At 67.8% G+C, this 25,344-nt stretch carries 21 protein-coding genes; 12 read left to right on the top strand and 9 right to left on the bottom strand.

The window, feature by feature from the left end:
• Nucleotides 1-5 precede the first annotated feature (5 nt).
• The 9 genes from AC3A6J_RS25350 to AC3A6J_RS25310 are packed head-to-tail and all read left to right on the top strand — an operon-like array spanning nt 6 to nt 9,253.
• A complete protein-coding gene (locus AC3A6J_RS25350; RefSeq protein ID WP_487862768.1) occupies nt 6-1,328 on the top strand; it encodes a TadA family conjugal transfer-associated ATPase in 1,323 nt (440 codons plus the stop codon).
• The gene (locus AC3A6J_RS25345) at nt 1,321-2,310 is read left to right on the top strand and encodes a type II secretion system F family protein (RefSeq protein ID WP_487862767.1); all 990 of its coding nucleotides are present in this window, start codon (nt 1,321-1,323) and stop codon (nt 2,308-2,310) included. Before AC3A6J_RS25350 ends, AC3A6J_RS25345 begins: the two co-directional genes overlap by 8 nt.
• Nucleotides 2,307-3,269: a type II secretion system F family protein gene (locus AC3A6J_RS25340; protein WP_487862766.1), complete on the top strand. Its 963-nt coding sequence runs from the start codon at nt 2,307-2,309 to the stop codon at nt 3,267-3,269. Before AC3A6J_RS25345 ends, AC3A6J_RS25340 begins: the two co-directional genes overlap by 4 nt.
• A complete protein-coding gene (locus AC3A6J_RS25335) occupies nt 3,266-4,225 on the top strand; it encodes a tetratricopeptide repeat protein (protein ID WP_487862765.1) in 960 nt (319 codons plus the stop codon). The genes AC3A6J_RS25340 and AC3A6J_RS25335 overlap by 4 nt, the downstream gene beginning before the upstream one ends.
• On the top strand, nt 4,222-4,716 hold the full coding sequence (locus tag AC3A6J_RS25330) for a DUF3613 domain-containing protein (protein ID WP_487862764.1): 495 nt from the start codon (nt 4,222-4,224) through the stop codon (nt 4,714-4,716). Before AC3A6J_RS25335 ends, AC3A6J_RS25330 begins: the two co-directional genes overlap by 4 nt.
• Nucleotides 4,717-4,751: 35 nt before the next feature.
• Nucleotides 4,752-5,237: a TadE/TadG family type IV pilus assembly protein gene (locus tag AC3A6J_RS25325; RefSeq protein ID WP_487862763.1), complete on the top strand. Its 486-nt coding sequence runs from the start codon at nt 4,752-4,754 to the stop codon at nt 5,235-5,237.
• Nucleotides 5,238-5,254: 17 nt separating this feature from the next.
• Nucleotides 5,255-5,728 carry a TadE family protein gene (locus tag AC3A6J_RS25320; RefSeq protein WP_487862762.1) on the top strand — a complete coding sequence of 158 codons (474 nt, stop codon included), beginning with the start codon at nt 5,255-5,257 and terminating at the stop codon, nt 5,726-5,728.
• A gap of 9 nt (nt 5,729-5,737) precedes the next feature.
• Nucleotides 5,738-7,801: a TadG family pilus assembly protein gene (locus AC3A6J_RS25315; protein WP_487862761.1), complete on the top strand. Its 2,064-nt coding sequence runs from the start codon at nt 5,738-5,740 to the stop codon at nt 7,799-7,801.
• A 15-nt stretch (nt 7,802-7,816) separates the two neighbouring features.
• Nucleotides 7,817-9,253 carry a sigma 54-interacting transcriptional regulator gene (locus tag AC3A6J_RS25310; RefSeq protein WP_487862760.1) on the top strand — a complete coding sequence of 479 codons (1,437 nt, stop codon included), beginning with the start codon at nt 7,817-7,819 and terminating at the stop codon, nt 9,251-9,253.
• Between the two features lie 42 nt (nt 9,254-9,295).
• Here the strand turns inward: AC3A6J_RS25310 and AC3A6J_RS25305 are convergent, their stop codons facing one another.
• From AC3A6J_RS25305 to AC3A6J_RS25275, 7 genes are all read right to left on the bottom strand, one after another.
• Complete coding sequence (locus AC3A6J_RS25305; protein ID WP_487862759.1) at nt 9,296-10,855, bottom strand: TolC family protein; 1,560 nt, start codon at nt 10,853-10,855, stop codon at nt 9,296-9,298.
• The gene (locus tag AC3A6J_RS25300; protein ID WP_487862758.1) at nt 10,852-12,168 is read right to left on the bottom strand and encodes an HlyD family type I secretion periplasmic adaptor subunit; all 1,317 of its coding nucleotides are present in this window, start codon (nt 12,166-12,168) and stop codon (nt 10,852-10,854) included. Before AC3A6J_RS25300 ends, AC3A6J_RS25305 begins: the two co-directional genes overlap by 4 nt.
• Nucleotides 12,169-12,198: 30 nt before the next feature.
• A complete protein-coding gene (locus AC3A6J_RS25295; RefSeq protein WP_487862757.1) occupies nt 12,199-14,031 on the bottom strand; it encodes a peptidase domain-containing ABC transporter in 1,833 nt (610 codons plus the stop codon).
• A gap of 78 nt (nt 14,032-14,109) precedes the next feature.
• Nucleotides 14,110-14,382: a hypothetical protein gene (locus AC3A6J_RS25290; protein ID WP_487862756.1), complete on the bottom strand. Its 273-nt coding sequence runs from the start codon at nt 14,380-14,382 to the stop codon at nt 14,110-14,112.
• Nucleotides 14,379-17,447, bottom strand: a complete 3,069-nt coding sequence (locus AC3A6J_RS25285; protein WP_487862755.1) for a glutamate ligase domain-containing protein — start codon at nt 17,445-17,447, stop codon at nt 14,379-14,381. The genes AC3A6J_RS25290 and AC3A6J_RS25285 overlap by 4 nt, the downstream gene beginning before the upstream one ends.
• A 49-nt stretch (nt 17,448-17,496) precedes the next feature.
• On the bottom strand, nt 17,497-18,003 hold the full coding sequence (gene pal, locus AC3A6J_RS25280) for a peptidoglycan-associated lipoprotein Pal (RefSeq protein ID WP_487862754.1): 507 nt from the start codon (nt 18,001-18,003) through the stop codon (nt 17,497-17,499).
• A 91-nt stretch (nt 18,004-18,094) separates the two neighbouring features.
• Entirely contained in the window at nt 18,095-21,472 is a 3,378-nt protein-coding gene (locus tag AC3A6J_RS25275; protein WP_487862753.1) for a hypothetical protein, read from the bottom strand.
• A gap of 283 nt (nt 21,473-21,755) precedes the next feature.
• Between AC3A6J_RS25275 and AC3A6J_RS25270 the strand changes: the two genes are divergently transcribed.
• Nucleotides 21,756-22,190, top strand: coding sequence for a DUF1841 family protein (locus AC3A6J_RS25270; RefSeq protein ID WP_487862752.1), 435 nt, complete (start codon nt 21,756-21,758; stop codon nt 22,188-22,190).
• Here AC3A6J_RS25270 and AC3A6J_RS25265 read toward each other — a convergent pair.
• Nucleotides 22,187-23,194 (bottom strand): LysR substrate-binding domain-containing protein, encoded by a 1,008-nt coding sequence (locus tag AC3A6J_RS25265; protein ID WP_487862751.1) that lies wholly within the window; start codon nt 23,192-23,194, stop codon nt 22,187-22,189. The genes AC3A6J_RS25270 and AC3A6J_RS25265 overlap by 4 nt on opposite strands.
• A gap of 109 nt (nt 23,195-23,303) precedes the next feature.
• Between AC3A6J_RS25265 and pcaH the strand changes: the two genes are divergently transcribed.
• Together pcaH and pcaG are read left to right on the top strand one after the other, a co-directional pair.
• Nucleotides 23,304-24,041: a protocatechuate 3,4-dioxygenase subunit beta gene (pcaH, locus tag AC3A6J_RS25260; protein WP_487862750.1), complete on the top strand. Its 738-nt coding sequence runs from the start codon at nt 23,304-23,306 to the stop codon at nt 24,039-24,041.
• 17 nt (nt 24,042-24,058) lie between these two features.
• A complete protein-coding gene (gene pcaG / locus AC3A6J_RS25255) occupies nt 24,059-24,685 on the top strand; it encodes a protocatechuate 3,4-dioxygenase subunit alpha (RefSeq protein WP_487862749.1) in 627 nt (208 codons plus the stop codon).
• Nucleotides 24,686-24,813: 128 nt separating this feature from the next.
• Here the strand turns inward: pcaG and AC3A6J_RS25250 are convergent.
• The coding region (locus AC3A6J_RS25250; RefSeq protein WP_487862748.1) for a transposase at nt 24,814-25,344 on the bottom strand (531 nt) is incomplete at its 5' end.

Below are 25,344 nucleotides of genomic sequence, written 5' to 3'. Positions count from 1 at the left end.
CCTCTATGTCCACCGATCTCGAATTCGCCGACGACGACCAGGCGTTCATCAACTCCCAGCAGTTCCAGGACATCAAAAGCTGGACGCATGACCACCTGCTGAGCCGCATCGAGGAGCTCGGTGCGGAATTCGGCCGCTGGTCGCGCGCGTCGATCCAGCAGTTCGTCGAACTGGAGGTCGACAGCTTCGTGCGGCTGCGCCGCGTGCCGATCAACGACCGCGAGATGCAGCTCATCTCCGATGCGTTGACCAAGGAGCTCGCGGGCTTCGGCCCGCTGGAAGACCTGCTCAACGATCCGGCGGTCGAAGACATCCTGATCAACGGCTACCAGAACGTCTACGTTTCGCGCCATGGCATGCTGGAGCGCGAGACGGTGCGCTTCGCCGATTCGGAGCACGTGATGCGCATCGTGCGCCGCATCCTCGCGCCGCTCGGGCGTCGGCTGGATGAATCCAATCCGATGGTGGATGCGCGCCTGCCGGACGGCGGGCGCATCAACGTCATCATCGAGCCGCTGGCGATCGACGGCCTGTCGGTCTCGATCCGCAAGTTCCGCAAGGAGCCGCTCACGCCGGCCGACCTGGTGAAGCTCGGCACCTTCGACGCAGGCATGGCGCAGTTGCTGGAGATTGCCGTGCGGGCGCGCTGCAACATCCTCGTGAGCGGCGGCACCAGCTCGGGCAAGACCTCGCTGCTCAATGCGCTGGCGACCTTTATTCCTGCGCGCGAGCGCGTCATCACCATCGAAGACACGGCAGAGTTGTCGCTCGGCACCAGCCACGTCGTTCGACTCGAAAGCCGGCCAGGCGGGTTCGACGGCACCGGCGTGGTGTCGATCCGCGACCTGCTGCGCAACAGCCTGCGCATGCGGCCCGACCGGATCATCGTGGGCGAGGTGCGCGGTGCCGAAGTCATCGAGATGATGCAGGCGATGAACACGGGCCACGAAGGGTCGATGGGGACCATCCACGCCAGTTCTCCACGCGAATGCCTCTACCGCCTTGAAATGCTCGCGGGCTTTGCCGGCTACCAGGGCAGCGAAGTGAGCCTGCGCCGGCAGATCGCCAATGCCATCGATTTCATCGTGCAGATCGGGCGCCTGTCGAGCGGCCAGCGTCGCATCCTCTCGCTGAGCGAAGTCACGGGCGTCAACGACAACGTGGTCGCGATGCAGGAGCTCTATCGCTACGAACCCATCGCGTCGCCCGACGGCGAGGAGCGCGATCGTTGGGTGTCGCTCGGCATCGCGCCGCACTCGCCCAAGATCACGCGCTTCCGCCAGTCGCTGACGCGCGCGCAGCAGCAGCAGGGAGACAACCGTGCGTGAAGTCCTGCTCACGGTGGCCTGCATTGCGCTGCTGCTTGCAGCCGCGGGGCTGCTGCTGTGGCAATGGGCAAAAGGGCGCCAGGCACGCCAAGCGGCGGGGCGGCATTTGAACCAGCAGATCCTGGCGAGCACGGCCGATGCGGTGCCGGTGCCAATGCCGATGCCCTTGTCCAGCGATGGCCTCCTGACGAGCGTGACCACGGACCCGTGGCTCGAGACGGAAGCAAGTGCCTCGGCTGGCGCATCGGCAGGTCTGTTCGAAAAGGCGCTTCCCGGATGGCTGGTCGGCGTGATCGACGTGCGCACGACCGCGCTGGGAGCAGGCGCGATCGTCGCATTGGCCTCGGTGGCCGGTCTTTTCGGCGGCTGGTTCACGGCCTTGAGCGCGCTCGCCTTTTTGACGCTTCTTGCGGTCTTTGCGATCTGGCTTCGGCTGCAGAAATTCCGCCGCAAGCTGGTCAGCCAGCTGCCCGGCTACATCGACGCGATGGTGCGCCTGATCACCATCGGCAACTCCACACAGGCAGCGTTTCAGTTGGCGATCGCCACGACGGACGCGCCACTTCGCGGGCAGCTTGAGCGCTCGGCGTCTCTGGTTCGCGCCGGCATGGATCTGGACCGGGCCTTGCACCAGACGGCGAGCAATGTCCGCATCGAGGAAATGTTCTTGCTCGCTTCCATCCTTGGCCTGGGCGTGCGCTATGGCGGCCGCTCGGACCTGCTGCTGGAACGCGTCGGCAACTTCATGCGTGACCGCGAGCAGGCCGAGCACGAGTTGCTTGCCATGTCGTCCGAGACGCGGCTTTCCGCATGGATCCTCGGATTGCTGCCCGTGAGCGTGGGCGTGTTTTTCATCCTGACCAATCCAGGCTATTTCTTTGGCATGTGGAACGATGACACGGGTCGCATCATGGTGCTCTCCGCTGGCGGCTTCCAGCTGTTCGGCGCGGCGCTTCTCTATCGGTTGGCAAAACTGACATGACCTTCACGCCCAATCAACTGGTGATCGTCAGCCTGGCATTGCTGACATTGGGCTTGCTCGCCGGTGCCGGGGCCCTGATCGCGGCCGAGCTGCGACGCTCGCGCAGCGGCAAGGTCATCGACCGCGCGATCCAGCAGGGCGCGACGGTTCCGCTCCCCCCAAAGGCTTCCGATTCCACTCAGGACGCGGATGGCCTGGGCAAGTCGGACATCGAATTGCCATTCCACTGGCTCGATTCACGCATCGGCCGGGCGTTCGTGGCGAACGAAGACCGCAACCTCATCGACCAGTGCGGCTTTTCGTCGAAGCGAGCGCAACTGGTCTTTCTGGTGACTCGCATCGCTCTCGCGTTCCTTTTCCCTTTTCTCGCCTATGTGCTCTGGAGCGCAGGCCATCCGCAGCGCACTGTCGTCATCGTGCTGGCCGTTGCGTTCGTCGTCGGCTTCATGGCACCGAAATGGACGCTCGTGCGCTTTGCAGCCAAACGGCGCGACCGAGTGAACCAGGAGCTTCCGCTCTTCATCGATCTACTGCGCCTCCTCCAAGGCGTGGGGCTGAGCCTCGACCAGAGCCTGCAGATCATGGCCAGCGACTTTTCGCATGTGCTGCGCGTGCTCGGCTACGAACTGACCTTCGCCAACAACCAGTACAGCCGCGGGCGCAGCCGCGAGCATTCGTTGCAGCGCCTGGCAACCTTGCACAAGAACGAAAACCTGCGCGGGCTCGTCTCCCTGCTGGTGCAGGTCGACAAGCACGGCGGCGCCGTTCAGGAGCCCTTGCGCATCTTCAGCGACCGGCTGCGCGAACACCGGCGTTCCGAAATGAAGGAAAAGATCGGAAAGATCACGGTAAAGATGACCGCCGTGATGGTTAGCACGCTGCTGCCGGCGCTCGTCATCGTCACGGCAGGCCCCGCCTTCCTCGCGATCTTCCGCTCACTGGGGGCCGCCGCCAAATGAAACCATTCGACCCTTGCGTTGTCCCGCGTGCGGCTCGCCGCACGCCGGCTCTCATCGCTGCTGCAGCAGTTGCTGCAGTCCTGGCCGTCACCGGCTGCGCCGGCATGAAGGACCAGTACGCCGCCAGCGCCGATGCGCAACAGCGCATGGCCGCCGAAGCCGCTGCGGAGACAAAGGCCGGCGCGTCCGTGGACACGCAAGCGACCTATCTGAAGCTTGTCGAGCAGATGCAAAGGGAAGACCTTTGGTTTGCATCGCTCGCGCACATCGATGCACTCGAACAACGCTGGGGCGTGTCGCCCGAATCCACGCGTGTGCGTGCTGAAGCACTGCGCCGGACAGGACAGGCAGCCCCGGCCGAAGCCGCCTACAAGCGCCTGATGGGCACCCCGCTCGAGAGCGCGGGCTACCGCGGCCTGGGGCTGCTGGCCGGCACACGCGGCGACTACACCGAGGCCGTGCAACTGCTTGCGCAGGCGCAGCGCCGCACGCCGACGGACGCATTGCTGCTCAGCGACCTTGGCTATGCGCACTTGCGTGCCGGCGAGATCGAACAGGCTCGGCTGCCCTTGATGCAAGCCTTGCAGCTGCGCCCGGACAGCACGCAAGCGCAGGCCAATCTCGCGCTCTACCTGGAAGTGACCGGTCAACGCGATCAGGCGACGGCGCTGATGGATGCGCATCGCATGTCCGAAGCAACACGCTCGGCCGTGCGAGATGCGGCATTGCAGATGCGTGGCCCCGGAAAGTCCGCCGTGCCTGGTGTTGCTCCCATCGCCGCCGCGACGGCAGCGCCGGCATCTGCTCGGCACGTAGCCGCAGTGGTGCCTCTCGCGCTGCGGCCATCGGGCTGGTCGGACGCAGCCGGCATGCGGACTGCGAGCCAGACGAATCCTTCAGCGCCGAGCGCCGATGCGCCGCTCTCAACGAATCCGAATCCACGAGGCACACCATGAACTACACATCCGCCGAACGAAGCGTCACGGTGCACACCCGCGCTGCCCTGGCTGCTGCGCTCTTGCTCCTCGGAGTGACCACCGCCATGGCGCAGGCGAGCGATGCCAAAGCGAGTGACGCGGGCGCAAAGGCTGTCGTCATGCCAATTGCGCCGACTTCGGGCGGCGCCGCAGTTGCGGGTGAAGCCACGCTCGCCAGTTCACCGGCACAGCATCAGGCAGCATTGCAGCCAGCGGAAGCGATGGCCGAACCCGAAGACGAGTTCGAGGAATTCGACCCGCCACCCCTGCGGACGGGCGATGCGACGCAAGGCTTGCTGGCATGGCAACGCAGTGGAGAGATCGCTTCCAGCACGCATCGCTCGATCAGCGGGAGCGTCGCAAGCCGCAGCTATGACCGCTATCTCAAGAGCTTCGAGCATCCGATTCCCGATCAACTCGGGTCGACGGTGACGAAGTCCGGGGGCGGTGGCGCTTCCGGGACTCGCTGAACGCTCGTCTACCTTCGCCACGCAAAGGAACCACGATGGAAATACGCCGACATGCGAAGCCGGGACGCGCCGAGCGCGGCGTGTACGCGATCGAGTTTGCCTTTGTGTTCCTGATGATCTTTGCGCTGCTCTACGCGGTGATCTGCTACGGCTTCCTGTTGACGATGCGCTTGAGTTTGCAGAACGCGGCCGAAGACGGGGCAAGGGCCGGCCTGCGGTACCAGATCACCTTGGCTGCGCGGCAAACTGAAGCCGACACGATCGCGAAGCAGCGCACCGAATGGCTGCCTGCGGGGTTGAAAGCGAATCGCGCTGTGGAAGCAGTGATTTGCATGGCGGAAGAAAGCACCTGCTCGCAAACGGCGCCGCCCTGCGGCCCCGCGTGGAACGCCCGCTGCCAAATGGTCGTGACTGTGACCGTCAGCGGAATCGATGGGATCTTTCCGGCTTTTCCGAGCTTTGCCGTGCCCGACCAGATCGCGGGCAGGGCCAGCATGTTGCTCGATGGGGCATCGCTGTGAAAACCACCCGCGCGGCCATGACCCGAACGACCTCGCGTCAACAGCGCGGCGTGGCTGCCATCGAGTTTGCGCTGGTATTCGGCGTTCTGTTTCTGGGCATCTATGGTCTCGTGACTTTCTCCGGCGTGCTCTATGTCCAGCAGGTGGTCTCCCGGGCAGCAGAAGATGGCGCGCGAGCTTCTCAGATGTTGCCCGGAAGCATGGCGACCGCAGATCTGCAAACGAACGTCCGCACAGCGATCTATCGCTCACTGGCGCTCTCGATGATCACGCCTGCGTCCATTGGAAGCAGTTCTTCGTCGAAGGAGGACTGGCTTCGCCAACAAATGGCTGGAACTCCTCCAGAGGTCACCGTGTCAGCGGCGCATATCGCTGTGAAGGTGAGCTATCCGTATCGCGCCAATCCGCTGTTGCCGCCGCTTCCCCTCACCTCGAGCTGGATGCCCGACCGCTTGCTCGGCAAGGCGACGGTAGCCAGATCTTCTTCTTAGGAGGCGACGATGAATTCAATCCATCGGAGCGCAGCCCGGCGACAGGGCGGATCAGTGGTCATCAACGCGACGATCGCGCTGAGCCTCATAGTTATCGTGCTGGTTGGCACCCAGCTAGGGTACATGTTCTACATGAAGCGCGAGCTCCAGAAAACCGCCGATCTCGCGGCGCTGTCGGGCGCCCAGGCGGTACTGCCTGCGAACTGCGCCAATGCCACGGCCGCAGCGGTCGCAAATGCCGCGCAGAACATGCCGGCGATCTTCGCGTCCGTAACCTCGGCCGAGATCACGTGCGGCCACTGGGATCCGGCCGCGCGTCCTGGGCCACTTCACTTCGGCGCGCCCGGTGCGGGGCAGTTCCTGAATTCGGTTCGCGTCACGATCACGCGTCCCGCAGCGCTCCTTCTGCCAGCCCTGCCGGGTAGCCAGTCATTCGCGATCAGCGTCGATGCGCTGGCCGCCAAGCGCCAGCCAATGGCGTCGCTGAACATCCGCAGCACGCTTGCTGCGGTTGACTCACAACGCTCGACGCTGCTGAACGCGCTGTTCGGCGGCTTGCTCGGCGGCTCTCTTGACGTATCGATCGGCGGCTGGCAGGGCCTTCTCGACAGCCGCATCAAGCTGCTCGACTATCTCGACCAACTCAAGCTGGACCTCGGCATCAACGCCGCACGGTACGACCAAGTGCTCGACACCAGTGTGGATGCCGGCGTGCTGCTGCGAAGCATGATCACGGTGATGGAGCGCGGTGGTGCCACCGCAACGGCGGCAGTCGACGCACTGCAGCGCCTGGCGCTCGCTGCCGAGGTGTCGCCCGTGGCGCTGACCCTCGGCGAGCTTCTCAACATCGCGAGCGGCACAGAGGCCGCAGGCCTGCAGACCGACCTGCAGCTGTTCGACCTCGTGCAGGGTGTCGTACAGCTGGCGAATGGCAAGAACGCACTGGCAGCCGACATCCCGATCAATGTGCCAGGCATCGCCGGCATCACCGCTAAGGTTCGTGCGATCGAGGCGCCTCAAGTCTCGGCAGTTGGCAATCCACTATTGATCGACTCGAGCCTGGGCGTGAACGACCCGAACAGGATCTATGTGCGCACCGCGCAGGTCCGCGTACTGCTCTCCGTGAACTTGAGCGGGCTGGGCTCGGCGGTGTCAAATGTGCTTTCAGCCGTAACCGGTGCACTGTCGCCACTCGCCAAGTTCCTCGAGAGCGTCGCAACCTTGAACCTCGGGTCCATCGTGTCCGATCTGGTGGGAACCGTCCTCTGCGGCGGGCTTTTACCCGCGTGCACGGAAACCAAAGTCATCTACGCCGATGCGCTCGCCACGCCCATCGACGTGAGCATCAGTTCCGGCAACGGCTCGGCGCTCGTCACGGGTCACACCTGCGACGCAATTGAGAACAAGACCCTTGAGGTCCAGGCGTCCACCAGCGTTGCAGAGCTCCACGTGGGCAAGGTGACGAACGCGTTCTCGTCGTCCGCACCTGCAGCGGCGGAGCCGGTGGGCATAGTGGAAGTCGGGTATCGCGTGGCCCGGCCCAGCTTCTGTTTGCTGTCGGTGCTGTGCACGGGGGTGAAATGGAAGAATGCTGCCGGCAACTTCGTCGAAGGCGAAGCCAATGCAAAGAAGAACCTTCTCTCTGGCTTGGGGATTGTCGTCAACTCCACGGTGCCCGGTAGCTCGAGCGGCCAAGCACTGGGCTACGCCGCGCCCGCGCCGGAGAACCTGCCCGAAATCGACGCCGCGCCGTATGACGGCATAGCCCCCGATCCGTCGTTCCAGTCCCTTAGTGCACAGTCCGTCGTCGCGGGGCTCGGGTCTGCTCTCGGCGGAATACGCGTCGAGGCGTACTCAAGCACCACGAGCGGAGTACTCGGGCCTCTGCTCAACGGCACGGTGAGCCTCGTCAGCGGCCTTCTGAACACACTTCAGACGATCGTCAGGGACGCGCTCGCGCCCCTGCTCGACCCTGCGGTCAACCTTCTTCTGGACCTGCTCGGCATCGACCTCGCCAAGGCCGAGGTTGGCGCACGCCTCTCCTGTCACCGAGGTGTAGAGCTTGTCTATTGATTCACGCATTTGCACATGAGCGCAGCCACCAACTTCGACGAACTCGACCTCTTTGTCTGGGAAGGCAAGGCCGACATCCTCGACCGCATCGCGCGCTGCATGGCGAGCTTCGACGTCGAGGTGATCCGGGCCGACGGCATGCCTGCTCCGTCACAGGACCGCGGCACCGCGCTGCGGCCCTCCGTGGCGATCCTGAGCGTGACGGTCATCGACAACGGCGGGCTCGCGCATGCGACCGAGTTGCTGCAGGGGATGCCCGTGATCTGGGTCGCGGCAGCGGCGCGCGAGCGCGACTCGCGGACCTACCCGCCCGAGTACCTGCATGTGCTGCCCTACGACTTCACCTGCGCGGAGCTGCGCACGATGGTGGCAAAGCTCGTGCGGCAGCTGCGCGCGCGCGAGGTGGCACCGCAGCCGCCCGACGAGCTGGTGGCGCATTCGGAGGCGATGCAGTCGCTGCTGGCCGAAGTGAACGCCTTTGCCAACTGCAACCACAGCGTGCTGGTGCGCGGCGAGACGGGCGTGGGCAAGGAGCGCGTCGCGCAGCAGCTGCACCTGGGGCACGAGAACTACGGCAAGGGCGCGTTCGTGGCGGTGAACTGCGGCGCGATTCCCGACGGGCTGTTCGAATCGCTCTTCTTCGGCCACACCAAGGGCTCGTTCACCGGTGCCGTGCATGCGCACCGCGGCTATTTCGAGCAGGCCACCGGCGGCACGCTGTTCCTCGACGAGATCGGTGACCTGCCGAAGTACCAGCAGGTCAAGCTGCTTCGCGTGCTCGAGGACAACACGGTGACGCGGCTGGGCGCGACCGCACCGATCCGGGTCGACTTTCGGCTCGTGGCCGCCACCAACCGCAACCTGCGCGAGATGGTGGCGAGCGGTGAATTCCGCGCCGACCTGTTCTATCGCCTCGCGGTGATCGAGCTGCATGTGCCGAGCCTCGAAGAGCGCGGCGAGATCGACAAGATCGCGATCTTCAAGGCGCTGTTGCGCAACGTGCTCGGCGACGATCTCGAGACGTTGGGCGAGACGCCGCACTGGCTCTGCGATGCAGTCGCCGAGATCTACTTTCCGGGCAATGTGCGGCAGTTGCGCAACCTCGCCGAGCGCGTGGGCGTGATCGCACGGCAGCTGCGCGGCTGGGACCAGAACCTGATCCAGCGCGCGATCGCGCTCACGCGCGGCACACCGACGCCGGCGATGTTGGCCGCGAACGGCGGCGGTGGCATGGGCGCGGGCAGCAGCAACGGCGTGGCGCTCGACGGCAGCGGCGAGCGCCGGGGCTGGAACAGCAGCGAGCGCAACCGCATCATCGCGGCGCTCGAGACCAACGACTGGAAGCGCCAGGACACGGCGCAGCACCTTGGCATCAGCCGCAAGGTGCTGTGGGAGAAGATGCGCAAGTATCAAATTCTCGACGGCGAGCCCGGCATCCCGGAAGAGACTTAGCAGCCCGCCCCCGAAGGGGCTCGCTCCGCGCTCGCCCGCGGATCAGCGGGCAGGCATTCTTTGCGTGGTGCGCAGCGCGGGGGCGGCGGCCGTCGCGCTCGCGCTCCGGTCGACCACCGCCTCGTTCGCACAGGCCGCGTTGCTCGCAATGCACAGCATCGCGAGCATGCCGTCGTCGCTCAGCACCGGGCGGGTCGGCGGGCCGAAGATGCGGTCGATCCAGTTGTTGCCGGCTTCGGGGTCGATGCGCAGTTCACCCACGGTGCGCGCGAGGCGCAGCTCGGTGATGCGCAGGTCGAAGACCGAATCGACATAGTCGAACAGCAGGGTGTAGTAGTCGAGCTGCGCGTCGAGCACGGCGGGCAGGGTCTCGCGGCCGAACTCCATCAGCCGGCGCCGGCCGCGGAACGACTGGCCCGACGCGTTGACGGCCTCCATGAGCTGGCGTTCGCGTTCGCGGCCCGACACGGTGCGCGACCACGAGGCCGACGTGAGTTCGAGCAGGTTGAGCCGCACGCCTTCGAGCTTGGCTTCCTGGTTGGCGACCTCGGCGAGCGCGGACTTCAACTTCATCTGCCGGTCGAAGCCGTTGCCGAAGTTCCAGTTCAGCTCGAAGGCCGCGCGCGTCGGATCTTGCGGCGAGACGCCGCGCGGGTCCTTGCTCTTGACGACCACCGCGTCAACCGTGGGCCAGATGCTGGCTTCCTGCTGCTCGACCAGCGCCTGCGCGCGCGCAACGCGGCCCCTGGCCTCGGCGATCTCGGTGCTGCGCTCCTCGGCACGGCGCAGGGCCTCGTCGCGCGACACGATGCGCCAGGCTGCGGGCGCGGCGAGCACGGGCAGCGACGAAGGCTCGGGCGTGAAGCGGAAGTAGGTGTTGAACTTGGCCAGCGCCTCGTCGCGCTGGGCCTCGAAATCTGCCTCGCGCGCGGCCACGGCGGCGCGGCGCGAGGCCGCCATGTTCAGGTCGTTCTCGCCCGTCGCTCCGAGTGCGACGCGCCGCGATTCGACGCGCGAGAGCTCGGCCACCACTTCGGTGGACTTGCGCGCGATCTGCTTCTTCAGGTCGAAGCGCTGCACCTGCAGGTAGGCGGTGAGCGCATCCAGCACCACCTTCTGCGAGGTGGTGACAACCGCGTCCTCGTCGGCCTGGTTGCCCGCCTCGGCGGCCCGCACGGCGGCGCTCATGGCACCGCCGTCGATCAGGCTCACGCGTGCTTCGGCGGTCAGCACGGTGTAGTTCTCCGTGGCGGCATTGGCAGCGCCGCTGTTGTAGGTGCCCGAAGCAGTGCCCATCTTGAACCGCGGATAGCGCGCCTTCTTGGCCGTCTCCACGCCGAAGCCGCTGGTGTTGGCGGCGGCCTGCGCGGTCTGCACCTCGGGGAATTCCTGCGACAGCGTGAAGAGCGCCTGCTTCACGCGCTGCACGGAGCTCGCGGCGCCGAGCGATGGCGACGAAAGGCGGCGCGCGGCCGCCAGCGTTGGCGGGGACTCCTGCGCCAGCGCGGCTTCGGGCGGCAGCAAGAGGCCGGCGCACAGCGCCGCACAGAGGACGCCGGTGCCCGTGGTTCGGCGCCGGCCTGTATCGGTCGTCGCGCTCATGGTTCGCGGAACGCTTCGCGTCGCAGCTTGAGCACCGGACGAAGGATGTACCAGATGAACGGATCGGTGCCCACCTTCAGGTCGACCTCCGCCTCCATGCCGGCGGTGATGCGGTTTTCCTTCTGCCCCACGAAGGTCTGCTCGGTGCCGACCAGGATGCGGTAGTAGGGCGTCGAGTTGGCGACGGCCGGATCGCGGTCGGCGTCGGCCGCCACCAGCGTGACCTGGCCCTCGACCGCGCCGTAGCGCAGGTAGTCGTAGGCCGTGATCTTCACGCGCGCGCCCTGCCCGATCTCGACGAAGCCCCGGTCGTTCGGGTTCAGGCGCGCCTCGATCATGACCTCGTCCTTGTCGGGCACCACTTCCATGATCGCTTCGCCGGGCTTGATGACCCAGCCCGGGCTCGCGCTGCGCAGGCCCTTGATGATGCCGTCGGCGGGCGCCTTCACGGTGGTGCGCGAGCGCTGCGTGCGGGCCCGCGCGAGGTCTTCGCTGAGGCTCGCGAACTGGCGCTCCACGGTGGCCAGCTCGTCGGATGCACGGCGGCGGAAGCGGCCTTCGGCCTCGGCCATCTTGGCCTGGGCCTCGGCGATGGCGGCGCCGGCCGAGATCGAGCCCTGACGCGCCACCGCAAGCTCGCTGCGCACACCCTCGACCTGGCGGCGCTTCTCGAGCACCTCGACCTGGCCCACGAGCTTCTCGCTGAGCAGCTGCTCGGAAATCTCGAGTTCCTTCTGCATCAGCGCCAGCCGGTCGTTCAGGCCCTTGACCTTGGCCTGCTGCTCGAGCAGCTTGCTGCGCGCCTGCTCCAGCATCGACACCGCGCCGGCCATCACGCCGCGCTGCTCGAGCGAGCGCGCCTCATAGGCGCCGACCTCGCCGTCGAGCACGCTGGCGTCGATGTCGGCGGCAAAGCTGTCGCGCCGCAGCGGCTGGCCCCGGCTCTCGGCCATGAGCCGGATGCGCGTGGCCTGCGTGGACGCATAACGTGCAGAAAGCTCCTCGAAGTTCAGGCCGCTGCCGCCCAGGTCGATCTCGACCAGCGACTGGCCCTGCTGCACCCGGTCGCCTTCCTTCACCATCACCTCGCTGACGATGCCGCCTTCGAGATGCTGGATCGACTTGACCCGGTCGGACGGAATAACCCGCCCCGGCGCCACCACCACCGTCTCCATCGGAAAGCCCAGCCCCACCACGGCCAGCAGCGCCACCGCGCCGCCGATCACCCATTGGCGCCGCCGGCCGCTGGGCGACGTCTGCGCCGAGCGCTTGCTTTCCTCTTCCTGGAGGATCTGCGGCAAATCTGATTTCAATTCGGTCCCCACATACGGTTCTTCGTTCGTTCAGGCCATGGAGCGGCTGGCGCCGGCGCCGTGCGCGGCTTCGTCGTCGCCCGCACCGCCATCGCCCAGCGCCACCAGCGCCTTCTTCACGCCGAAGAGCTTCGGCACCATGACGGCCGCCGTTCCCTGCTCGACATTGCCCTGCCCTGTCACGTGGTAGACCGTGGTGGCGGCCGACACGATGCGCAGCGAATGCGTCACCACCACCACGGTGCGCACCTTGGCCACCGCAAGCAGCGTGGCGAGCAGCGTGCGCTCGCTCTGGAAGTCGAGGTCGTTGCTTGGTTCGTCGAGCACCAGCACCGAAGGCTTGCGCAGGAAGCTCATGGCCAGCGCGAGCTTGCGCCGCTCGCCGACCGAGAAGCCCACGCCGCCCTCGCCCACCACGGTGCGGTAGCCGTCGGGCAGCCGCGAGATGAAGTCGTGCGCGCCCGAAAGCTTGCAGGCGGCCACCACCTGCTCGTCGCTCTGGCCCGGCGCGGTGCGGCGCATGGTGTCGATCAGCGGGCCGCCGAACCAGTAGACCTCCTGCGAGAGATAGCTGATCCAGCGCGACAGCTCTTCGCGGCCGAACTGCGACAGGTCGTATTCGCCGATGCTGATGACGCCGCGCGTGGGCGTGTACAGGCCCGAGAGCAGCTTGACCAGCGTCGACTTGCCGGCGCCGTTGCGCCCCACGATCACGTGCAGCCCGCCGGGACCGATGTCGAGGTCGACGTTCTCGAGCACCGGCTTGTGCGACTCGGCGCTGAAGCTGAAGCTCACGTCCTTGAGCGTCACGCGGCCGAGCGGCTGCGGCAGCGTCATGCCCGACGGCGGCTTCTCGACGGGCTCGCCCAGCACCTTCTCTAGCCGCTTGGCCGCTTCCTTGGCAGCGGCCAGCGAGCGCCAGCTCGAGACCAGGCCGGCCACCGGCTGCAGCGCCTTGAGCGCCAGCATGTTCGAAGCGACAAGCCCGCCAACGGTCATCCACTGCTCCATGACCGAGATCGCGCCCACCGTGACGATGATCACCGAGAACACCGTCAGCAGCACCGTGGTTCCGTCGCGCGCGGTCTCGATCTGGCCGTTCTTGCTGAAGCTCTCGCCGAGCCAGTCGTTGTAGGTCTGGCGCCACATCTCGACGGTGGGACCGTCGTTGGCCTGCGTCTTGAGCGTTTCGCGGGCGTTGCAGATCTCGGCGGTCATGCGGTCGAGGCCGCGTCCGCGCTGCACTTCCTCGACCCGGCCGGTGCGCACCTCATCGGCCCACCACCAGGCCAGGAAGGCCATGATGCCGAGGAACAGCACCACCACAGGCAGCACCGGCAGTGCCACGATGCCGATCACCGCCAGCGCGAACACCGCCATCGGCAGGTCGAAGATCGATTGCGCCAGGCCGCCCGTGACCGTGCCGCGCACCGAGGCCACGTCGCGGAAGAACTGGTGCCACACCGAAGCCGGGCGCGCCTCGAGTGCGCGCAGCGGCCGGTTCAGCATCGAATGCAGCAGCGCCCCCGAGACACCATGGTCGATGATCGCGCCCGCATTGCGCAGCAGGCGAGAGCGCCGCATGCGCAGCCAGAACTCGATGCACAGGAAGAACAGGATGCCGCAGACCAGCGCGGCCAGCGTCGAGACACCGCTGCGCGACAGCACGCGGTCATACACCTGCAGCAGGAAGATCGACGGCAGCAGGCCGAACAGGCTGATCGGCAGCGAGCGCCAGGCCGCGCTCTTGACCAGCGGATAGGCATCGCGAAACGCCTTGTGCAGCGCGCCCGCGTAGGGGCTCGAGCCAGCCTCCTCCGGCGGGTCGGCCAGCAGCTGGCTGGGCAGAAGAAACTTGATCATGGGAAAAGGCCGATCCGTGCGGCAATGACGCCTGCGTCATTATCGACTGTTACCCAAATGTTACGAAGCGATTTTCTTTTACGCACCACTGCATCGAAGCGCTTCCCGCAGCGTAGGCGGCGCGGTCGCCGCGGTCGCGCCATCCTGAAGCCCGCAATCAACGGGCTTGCGGGCCACCGGGCGCTCCGGCTCCCGCGGCGGCTGGTCCTGCGCGAGCACGAGCGCGACGTTGGCACACAGCAACATGCACAGCAACCAGGCGCAAAGAAGCTGAAACCATCCGAGCCACCAGCGGCGCGGGGTCGCGGGCGAAGCCTCGGCGGAAAGTGGAAGGGAGAGGCTGGGTTTCATGGCAGTGCTTTCAATACCCGGGCGAGGCGCGAAAGGCCGACACCGGGGGAACTCTTGGCCAGCACCCAGTCGCCCGGCTGCAGCAGGCCTCCGAGTGCGGTCGACAGATCGGCCACGTCGACGAACCAGTGCGAGCGGACCTTGGTGCTGATGCGCGCATGCAGCGCGCGCATCAGCGGTCCGCACAGCAGCACGCGGTCGGGTTGCGAGGCGAGCAGCTCGGGCTCGAGGTCGAGGTGGTGGCGTTGCGCAGCGGGGCCGAGCTCCTGCATGTCGCCGAGGATCGCCACGCGGCGCGCGGGCTCGCAGGGCGCCTGCGACAGCAGTTCGAGCGCAGCGCGCATCGAACTCGGGTTGGCGTCGTAGGTCTCGTCGATCAGCTTGAAGCTGCCGCCGCCGATGTGGATGGTGTGCAGCGCGCCGCGCGCGCCGGAGGGCTCGAATGCGGCAAGCGGCTCCACCGCGGCCGCGAGCTTGAGCCGCATCGCATGCAGCGCCGCCAGCGTGGCCACGGCGCTAAGGCCCATGTGGCGCCCCGGCGCGTTGAGCCGCAGCTGGAACGGCTCGCCGAGCACTGCGACTTGCGCCTCGCCGTGGTCGAAGGCCAGAAGCCGCAGGTCGGCGTCCTGGTGCTCGCCATAGCTCACGATCTGGAGCTGGTGTGCCATGGCGGCTTCGGCGAAGGCCGCGAACTCGGGGATGTCGCGGTTGAGCACCGCGGTGTCGCCAGGCGCCATGCCCTCGAAGATGCGGCTGTCCTGCCGCGCGGCGGCGTCCGAAGGGCCGCTGCGCTTCTGCGCAGAGGCCGACAGCCCGGTGACCACGGCCAGCATCGGGCGCACCAGCTCGGTCAGCGCGGGCAGGTTCGGCGAACCCATCTCCAGCACCCAGTAGGCGGCGCGCCGCGGCATGCAGGTCAGGTTCCAGGCCATGCCCGAGGGCAGGCTGACGTTGCCTTCGGGCCGGCCGACCTCGCCCCAGACGCCCAGGGCATCGGCCAGCATCGCCGCCACCGTGCTGCTGGCCGCGCCGCTGCCCACCACGCCGCAGACACGGCCCGCGAACTCGGTGCGCGCATGCGTGCCCAGCGCCAGCACCGCCTGCGGCAGGTTCTTCACCTGCAGCACCGGTACGCGCTTGTCGAGGTGCGCCGAGGCGTCGGTGCACAGCACGGCGGCCGCGGGCTGCAGCACGCCCTTGAGGATCACTGCGGCCAGCGGCGCCTTCGAGGGGCGCGTCTGGTGCTCGAACACCACGCGGCCCTTGCGCAGGAACGAGCGCTGCGTGATGCCGGTGGCGCGCCAGCCGTCGTCGGGCCGCACCACCCAGTCGCCGCCGGTCACGCGCGCCATCTCGTCGGCGGTCCATTCGGCGCCGTCGTCCCTGGCGTTGCCCGCACCCGGCACTGCCGGCCGCTCGAGCAGGTAGCGGTGGTAGGCGACGAAGCCCGACATGTACTGCGCCACGTCGTCGATGCGCACGCGAAACGCATGGTGGCGCACGAAGAATGCGCCGGCAATGTGCGACGGACGGCGAAAGTACATCGCCATCTCGGGCCAGAAGAAGCCGTTCTGAAGGTAGTGCGCGCGGTAGTCGAGCGCGCGGTAGAACTTCTCGGTGTCGAGCTCGTCGAGCAGGTGCCGCATGGCCGCCATGCCCTCGAGCCGCTGCAGCATCTGCTGCGCGGCCAGCATGAGTTCGAGCAGCGTCGGGAAGGTGGTCTTGCGGTCGAGCACGAAGTCGAGGTAGCCCGCGACGTTCTGCAGGCCGAAGCGGAAGTAGCGCTCCTGCGGGCTCCAGCGCGTGAGCTCGTTCACGCAGCGGCTCAGCCAGTGGTCGTGCGCCTGCCAGTGCTGGCTGGCGATGAAATGGTCGAAGGCCTTCTCGACCACCGCGAGCCAGCGCGGATCGCGCGTGAGGCCGTAGAGCCGCATGAGGCCGAACACCGCCTCGCCCTCGTGGTAGACGGCACGCGCGGCCTGCTTCACGCGCAGGTCGGCGGCGTGCAGCACATGGTTGAAGCGGCCGGTGGCAGGGTCCTGCAGCGAGGCGATGCCCAGCGCGAGCTTCTCGAGCAGCGGCAGCCAGCGGCGCGTCTCCATCGCCTCGCCGTGCGCCACCAGCGCGAGGATGCAGGCGGCGTTGCCGCCGAGCGTGATCTCTTCGCCGTCGACCAGGAAGGCGGCCTCGCGGCCGTCGGGCAGCTTGTATTCGCGGATGAAGCGGCTCGCGAGCGGCGGCAGCGCGCGGTCGATCGCGGCGCGCAGCTTCTCGTCGCGCGTGAGCTCCCAGGCCTCGACCATGGCGCTGACCACGCTTGCATGGCGCATCGCGTCGTAGGTCGGAATGCGGCGGTCGAAGCAGGGGAAGTAGCCGGAGACGAACAGCCCGTCGTCCTGCACCTGGCGCGCAAGATAGACCGCGCCGCTGCGCACCAGCTCGAGGGCCGAAGGTGGCGTGAGCGCAGGCGACTGGCGGCGTCCCGCATCGAGCCCCGTGCCCACCAGCTTGTGCACCACGCCGTCGGCCTGGCAGAACACGCCCACTGTCGCGAGCAGGTAGACCGGGTGGTCCGCGGGCAGATCGAGCGCCAGCGCGCGGGCAAAACGCGCTTCGGCATAGAGCGCGAAATTGCGCGCGTTCACCACCGCATGCGCGATGGTCGAATCGCCGCTCAGCATCGCATTGGCGTTGAGCTCCTGCTCGGTGAAGGCGGTCTCGAAGTCCTTGTCGAAGGCCAGGCCGAGACGGAAGTAGTTGCGCTTGACGGCGCCGAGCTGGGCCTTGAATTGGCCCCACCCCAACGGGCTCGCGCCCTCGACCCAGTCGATGCGCAGCCACGGCGCGACGAGGCCGCAGTCGCGCACCCGCCGTTCGACCGCTTCCGCGCCTTCGCGCCACGCGGTCTCGAAATCGGCCGCGCGTGCGTGCACCACATGCGCGCGCTGCGAACCGTCGGTGACCGAGAAGAAGAGCGTGAAGGCCGGATAGGGCGGTGGCAGCGCCGCACATACCGAGGCCAGGCGCTCGTGGCAGGCATGGAGCTGTTCGGAGAAGGACATCATTCAGCCCAGGGCCTGTTCACGCTGCGCAAGGGGGTCGCGTTCTCCGGCTTCAGCGGTAGCTGAATTCAGCTCGGCGATTGAGCTGATAGCCCTCCTCGGTGTTGTCGGGCGACGCAGGCTTCTCGATGCCCCAGCTGATGGCCTCGATGCGCTCGGCCGGCACGCCCAGCTGCGTGAGCGCACGCTGCACGGCTTCGGAGCGGCGCTGGCCCAGCGCCAGGTTGTATTCGCGTCCGCCGCGCGAGTCGGTGTGGCCTTCGATCACCACGCGGCTCGTGGGACGGTTGCGCAGGTAGCTCGCGTGCGCCTCGACCACGCTGCGGTCCTGCGCACGGATGTTGTACTTGTCGAAGTCGAAGTACACGATGCGCGGCACGCCGACCGGGCCGTTCTGCGCCAGCGGCGCCGGCGGCGCCTGCACCCTGGCCACGTTGCTCGCGGCCTTGTTCGAGAAGTAGTACTTGGCGTCTTCGCGGCCGTCCTTGGGGCCGGTGCCGCAAGCGGCAAGGCTGGCGGCCAATGCGAGGGTGGCGAGTATCCGGAAGTTCTTGTTCATGTTGATCGTCCTTTTGGCGGGACAGGCCGGGTTGCGGCCTGTCCCTGTGCTGTCGTTCTTGTGATGGGTTGCCCCGTGGTGTTTCCGGGGCTCAGCCCAGCAGGCCGTGCAGGATGTTCGACACGGGCGTCAGCACGCTGTTGTTGCCGGCGACCTGGTCGACCAGGCTGGCGATCGGGGTCACGACGTCGGTCACGATCGGCGCGGCATGCTCCACCGTGTCGACCAGCCCTGCGACCGTCTCGATCACCGGCGACAGCGTGGTGCCCGCACCGGCCAGGATGTCGGTCACCGGTTGGGCCACTTCGGACACGGCAGCCACGACTGGCTCCAGCGTCTCGGCGGCGCCGCCGGCCACTTCGAGCACCGGATCGAGGATGTTGGCCACCACGCCACCGAGCAGGCCGTCGCTGCCGAGCAGGCTGCCGACCAGGCCGTCCTGGCCCAGCAGGCCGCCGCCCAGGAGGTCGCCACCGAGCAGGCCGCCGACGATGCCGTCTTCGCCCAGCACGCCGCCCAGCAGGTCGCCGCCAAGGAGGTCACCACCCAGCAGGCCGCCGACGATGCCGTCTTCGCCCAGCACGCCGCCCAGCAGGTCGCCACCCAGGAGATCGCCACCGAGCAGGCCGCCGACGATGCCGTCTTCGCCAAGCACGCCGCCAAGCAGGTCGCCGCCAAGGAGGTCGCCACCGAGCAGGCCGCCGACGATGCCGTCTTCACCAAGCACGCCGCCCAGCAGGTCGCCGCCAAGGAGGTCACCACCCAGCAGGCCGCCGACGATGCCGTCTTCACCAAGCACGCCGCCCAGCAGGTCGCCGCCAAGGAGGTCACCACCCAGCAGGCCGCCGACGATGCCGTCTTCACCGAGCACGCCGCCGAGCAGGTCGCCGCCGAGGAGGTCACCACCGAGCAGGCCGCCGACGATGCCGTCTTCACCGAGCACGCCGCCGAGCAGGTCGCCGCCAAGGAGGTCGCCACCGAGCAGGCCGCCGACGATGCCCTCTTCACCGAGTACGCCGCCGAGCAGGTCGCCGCCCAGGAGGTCACCACCGAGCAGGCCGCCGACGATGCCGTCTTCGCCGAGCACGCCACCCAGCAGGTCGCCACCCAGGAGATCGCCGCCCAGCAGGCCGCCGACGATGCCGTCTTCACCGAGCACGCCGCCGAGCAGGTCGCCGCCCAGGAGATCACCACCGAGCAGGCCGCCGACGATGCCGTCTTCGCCGAGCACGCCGCCCAGCAGGTCGCCGCCGAGCAGGTCGCCGCCAAGGAGGCCGCCACCCAGCAGGCCGCCGAGCAGACCGTCTTCGCCCAGCACGCCATCCAACAGGTCACCGTTCAGCAGGCCGCCGATCGGGCCATCGTTGCCGAGCAGGCCGTCCGCACCCAGAAGACCGCCGCCGAGGCCGTCGTCGCCAAGCAGGCCACCGAGCAAGCCGTCGTCGCCCAGCACCCCGTCGGTCAGGCCGCCTAGCAGGCCGTCTTCGCCGCCCAGCAGGCCGCCGAGCGGGCTGTCGGCCAGCAATCCGCCCAGTGCGCCGTTCGCGCCGAGCAGGTTGTCCACCAGACCGTCCTGGCCCAGCAGGCCGCCCGTGAGGCCTTCGCTGCCCAGCACGCCGGCCAGTGCACCGTCGCCACCGAGCAGGCCGCCGACGATGCCGTCTTCGCCGAGCACGCCGCCCAGCAGGTCGCCGCCAAGGAGGTCACCGCCGAGCAGGCCACCGACGATGCCGTCTTCGCCCAGCACGCCGCCGAGCAGGTCGCCACCGAGGAGGTCACCACCGAGCAGGCCGCCGACGATGCCGTCTTCGCCCAGCACGCCGCCCAGCAGGTCGCCGCCGAGGAGGTCGCCACCGAGCAGGCCGCCGACGATGCCGTCTTCGCCGAGCACACCACCCAGCAGGTCGCCTCCGAGGAGGTCACCACCGAGCAGGCCACCCACGAGACCGTCTTCGCCGAGCACACCACCCAGCAGGTCGCCGCCAAGAAGATCGCCGCCCAGCAGCCCACCGATCAGGCCGTCGTCGCCCAGCACGCCGCCAACCAGACCGCCCACCAGACCGTCTTCACCGAGCAGACCGCCAACGAGGCCTTCTTCGCCCAGCAGGCCGCCCAGCAGGCCGTCCGGGCCCACCACGCCTGCCAGCAGGCTGTCTTCGCCAAGCAGGCCGTCGAGCACTTCGCTGACCACGCCGTCTTCGCCGATCAGCGTGTCGATCACGCCGTCGAGGCCCAGCGCGTCGGTCACGCCCGTCAGGATGCCCTCTTCGCCCAGCAGGTGGTCCAGTCCGTTCTGAACCGCGTCGGTGACGTAGTCGACCTGGCCGAGCAGCGCGTCGGTGGCGCCTTGGCCAAGCAGGCCGTCGACAACGGGGCTGGCCGCACCGTTGAGGCCGTCGAGCACGACGCCGGCGAAGTGGTCCACCGGCTCGAACTGGTTCGGGTTGTCCGCAACGAAATCGGAGCCGAGCACGGGCGCGACGATGTCGTCGATCAGGTCGGTGGTCTGGTCGACCAGGTCTGCGACCGGCTGGAGCGTGCTGCCCAATCCGCCGCTGCTGCTGCCGCCGGTTCCGAGAAGACCGTCCGCGAGGTCGTCGACCGGGTCGAGCAGGCTGTCGCTGTCTGCATCTGCATCTGCATCTGCATCTGCATCTGCATCTGCATCTGCATCCGCATCCGCATCGGCGTCGGCATCCGCGTCCGCGTCGGCATCTGCGTCGGCATCCGCGTCCGCGTCCACGTCGGCATCTGCGTCTGCATCCGCGTCGGCATCGGCATCGGCATCGGCATCGGCGTCACCGTCCGCATCCGCATCGGCGTCCGCATCCGCGTCGGCATCGGCATCGGTCTCGCCGCCGCCGATCGGTGAAAAGAACGAAATACCGCCGTCACCGCCGCCACCGCCGCCCAGAGCGGCACCCAGGCCCACGGCACCGAGCGCGCCGAGTGCGAATTCGCCCAGTCCCAGGCCGCCGGCTGCCGGAAGCTTCTTGCTGACCGCCAGCGCGGCCGCATCGGCGTCGCTGTCGGGCGGCGTGACCTGCAGGTCGCCCTGGGCCACGTCGACGTTCACTTGTTCAAGGCCGCCCGGCAGCTTGGTCGAGCCGATGGTCGCATCGGTGCCGCTGGTGAAGACGCCGGCCAGCGGCGCCTTGTTGCTGGCCGAGCCGGGGAACAGCACGTTGGCTTGTCCGCCCTCGGGGACCAGCACGCGGTCGCCTGCGATCAGGCTCTGATTGCCCTCCACCGGAATGCGGACACCGTCGCGCATCACGGCGACGCCCTGCGTGGCATTGGACAATGTGCCGATGCTTGCGGGTGCCGCGGCGGCGGCAGGTGCCGACGAAACGGCCGCGGCGGATGTGCCGAGCGGCGCGCCCGTGTTGGCCTGGGCAATGACCACGGGCGCCACGCCACTGGCGGCGAGTCCGTCGGTCGAAGGGGTCGATGCTTGTGGGTCGTTCATGGCAGCCTCTGTGACAAAAGATGCCTTTACAGGGGCAACTACCGTGCCGCCTCGAAGATCCGCAGGGCATTCGCGCCTACAAATTTGCAAGCCTTTGATTTACATGGATATTCTTGAGACGATGGGCGCCGGACCGCTGCCGTGGACGGCCTCTGGCGGCGTCTTTGAGCCACTTGTTACGTAACGACGTAACGTGGCGCTACCGGAACGTCGCCCCCCATTCCCGGCCGCTCGGCGCCGAGAATCCTTCCCCTCCGACCCCTTTTTCTTGTTTCCTACAGATATGTTCAATCCCTCCCAGGAAGACGTGCGGCGCTTCTTCTGCGACGTTTTCGCGAAGCAGCGGCAGAGCCTGCCGATGGAAGCACTCGAGACGCTCGCGGCCGGCTGGATCGAGGCCCATCCCGAGTACCACGACGACCTGGCCGATGCCGATGCCGCAGTGGCGCGCGTGTACGACGGCGCGTCGGGCCGCGAGAACCCGTTCCTGCACCTGTCGATGCACCTGTCTATCAGCGAGCAATGCTCGATCGACCAGCCGCGCGGCATCCGCCAGGCGGTCGAACTGCTGGCCGCGCGCCGGGGCTCGCTGCTCGATGCGCACCACGAGGCGATGGAATGCCTGGGCCAGATGATGTGGGAGAGCCAGCGCGCCGGCCGCCCGCCCGACGGCAATGGCTACGTGGATTGCGTGCAGCGCCGCGCAACGCGCGACTAGACGCGAACGGAGGGCTTCTTCCGGGACCGGGCCAGCGGCGCACCCTGCTCCCGGGCCGCCTCGCGCAGCAGCGCGGCCATGGCGGCGCGGGGCAGCGAGGGCTCGGCATCGCTGCGCAGCAGCAGGCCCACGGGTTCGTCGGTGCCCGTGGTGTCGATGCGCAGGCGCACGAGGCGCTGGTCGGCCAGCTCGCCGCGGGCGGCGCCAAGCGGCGTGATCCAGACCGCGTCGGACACCGCGACGAGCCCGCGCGCCAGGGCCACGTCGAGCGTCTGCAGCGCATCGGGCGGCAGCGCCAGGCCGCGCGCCTGCAGGAAGCTTTCGGTATGGTGGCGCGGGACCGTGCCCTCGCCGTACACCACCAGCGGATAGCCGAGCACCGCCTGCACCGACACCGCCCGCGCGGGCGAGCGCGCCAGCAGCGGATGGCCCGCACGCACCGCGAACACCAGCGGCTCGGTGTAGAGCAACTCGAAGCTGAGTCCGCCGATGAGCCGCGGGTCGCTCATGCGGCCGACCACGAGGTCGAGCTCGCCGGCGCGCAGCTCGTCGAGCAGCACCGGATTTGCGGCGCTCTTCACCAGCATCTGCACCGCGGGCCAGCGCTCGCGAAAGCGCGCGATCGGCCCCGGCAGCAGTGCCGGCGCCACGCTCGGGAGCGCCCCGATGCGCAGCCGCTCGACGCGCTCGCCCGAGGCCGGTGCCACCGCCTGCGCGCTGGCGTCGAGCGCCTCGAGCACGCGCAGCGCATGCGCGAGCAACTGCTCGCCGGCGGGCGTGAGGCCCTGCACGCCACGCCGACCCGCCCTGCTGCGCTCGACCAGTCGCGTGCCGACGATGGCTTCGAGCTCCGACAGCGTCTTCGACACCGCGGGCTGGCTCAGCGCGAGCCGCTCGGCCGCGCGCGCCAAGTGACGCTCCTGCGCCACCGCGACCAGGCAGCGCAAATGGCGCAACTGCACGTTGCGCAAAAAATCCTGGCGGAGATCGGCGGAGTCTTTCAATTACCTGTGGTTATTCAAATGAGACCAATCTTCAATTTACATCATCGGACCGGCCTTCTAGAGTTCGATGTTCGGACAAGACCCCGCCCCACCCAGGAGACGACATCCCATGTTGACCAAAACCCAGGCCATCGAGGCCGCCCCCGCCGCCGTGCTCACGCCGCGCGACTGGCAGGCCCATCCCTCGTACATCTATCCCGGCTACAAGTCGACGATGAAGCGCGGCCCGCAGAAGCCGCTGGTGCCGCTGAAGGCGGCGCTCGGCGAGCTGCAGCAGCCGGTCTACGGCCACGACAGCATCGGCGCGCTCGACCACGACCTGACGCGCAACGCGTGCAAGAACGGCGAGCCGCTCGGCGAACGCATGATCCTCACCGGCCGTGTGCTCGACGAGCGCCGCCGCCCCGTCGCCAACACGCTGGTCGAGCTGTGGCAGGCCAATGCCTCGGGCCGCTACGTGCACAAGGTCGATCAGCACGATGCGCCGCTCGACCCCAACTTCCTCGGTGCTGGCCGCTGCCTCACCGACAGCGAAGGCCGCTACCGTTTCCTGACCATCAAGCCCGGCGCCTACCCCTGGGGCAACCATCCGAACGCCTGGCGCCCGCAGCACATCCACCTGTCGCTGTTCGGCCAGAGCTTTGCGAGCCGGCTGGTCACGCAGATGTACTTTCCCGGCGACCCGCTGCTGCAGTACGACCCGATGATCACCGGCACGCCCGAGCGCTACCGCAACCGGCTGATCGCCGACTTCAGCCTCGACATCACCGAGGAAGGCTACGCGCTCGGCTACCAGTTCGACATCGTGCTGCGCGGCGCCGACGAGACCCCCTTCGAGAACCGCTGAGCCAGGAGACGCACGACATGGACAAAAGCAACAACCAGCTCATGACCGCCCAGCAGGCCGACTTTGGCCAGACCCCGTCACAGACGGTGGGCCCCTACTTCGCCTACGGCCTCACGGCCACGCAGTACGGCTACGACTTCGACCAGCCCTTCGATGCCGCCGTGGCGCTCGACGACGCCGCGGGCGAGCGCATCCGCCTCGAGGGCCGCGTCATCGACGGCGACGGCAACCCGATCAACGACGCGATGGTCGAGATCAGCCAGGCCGACGGCCAGGGCCGCTATCCGCAGACGCCGGCCGAGGTCCGCGAGATCGGCTTTCGCGCCTTCGGCCGCGTCGGCACCGGCACCGACGCGCAGAACCGTTTCGTGTTCCACACGGTGAAGCCCGGCGCCGAGTCGCCCGGCGAGGCACCGCACATCAACGTGATCGTGCTCATGCGCGGCCTGCTGCTGCACACGTTCACGCGCATCTACTTCAGCGACGAGGCAGAGGCCAATGCGCGCGACGCGGTGCTCGCGAGCGTGCCGGCGGAGCGGCGCCACACGCTGATTGCCGAGCGCTTCGAGCAAGGCGGCGCGGTCGGCTACCGCTTCGACATCCGCATGCAGGGCGCCGACGAGACGGTGTTCTTCGACGTCTGAGCCACGGCCACGGTGCCACGTAAAAAGCCCGCGAAACAGTCTGTGTAAATAGTCTGCCGCCCGCTTAGATCGAGATGCCCCGCGAGAGCGGGGCATTTTTCGTTAGGCGAGCGATTGCCCCAAGGGCCTCAGCCCCCCAGCGCCCGGAGCATCCAGGGCGCTCCCTTCATGTTGAACACCCGCTTGAGGTTGTAGGCCATCACAGCCAGACTGAACTCCGCACGCGCTCCGCTCGTGTGTCTCATCAGCAACCGGGCATTGCCCAGGATCAGGTGCTTGATGCTGGCGAAGGGGTGCTTCACGGTCTTGCGCCTGAGCGCCATCATCCATGGCTGCGCGGCCATCCGGCTCGCGTTGGCTTGCAGCGCCTCTTCGTACAGGTGGCGTGTCACGAAGCGTTGCCTGGCCGTGGTGCATGCGGGCTTGCGCGCGCACTGGGCACAGTCGCTGGGCTGGGCGGCGTAGATCACCATCTTGTCCGTGCGCGAGAGTTGCTTGCGTCTGAGTTGCTTGCCTGCAGGGCAAGTAAAACTGTCGCTGGCCGCTTCGTAGGTGAAGGCGCTGCGCTCGTACAGACTGCCATCGCCTTTGTTGTTCACGGCACGGTTGGGCGCCACGTAGCTGGTGATGCCCTGGGCGTCCAGCGCTGCAATGTGCTC

The organism is Variovorax sp. Soil_C_39 (assembly GCF_057656815.1).
The sequence above is the reverse complement of the archived record's forward strand: the minus strand, read 5'-3'. Positions and strand labels throughout refer to the sequence as shown.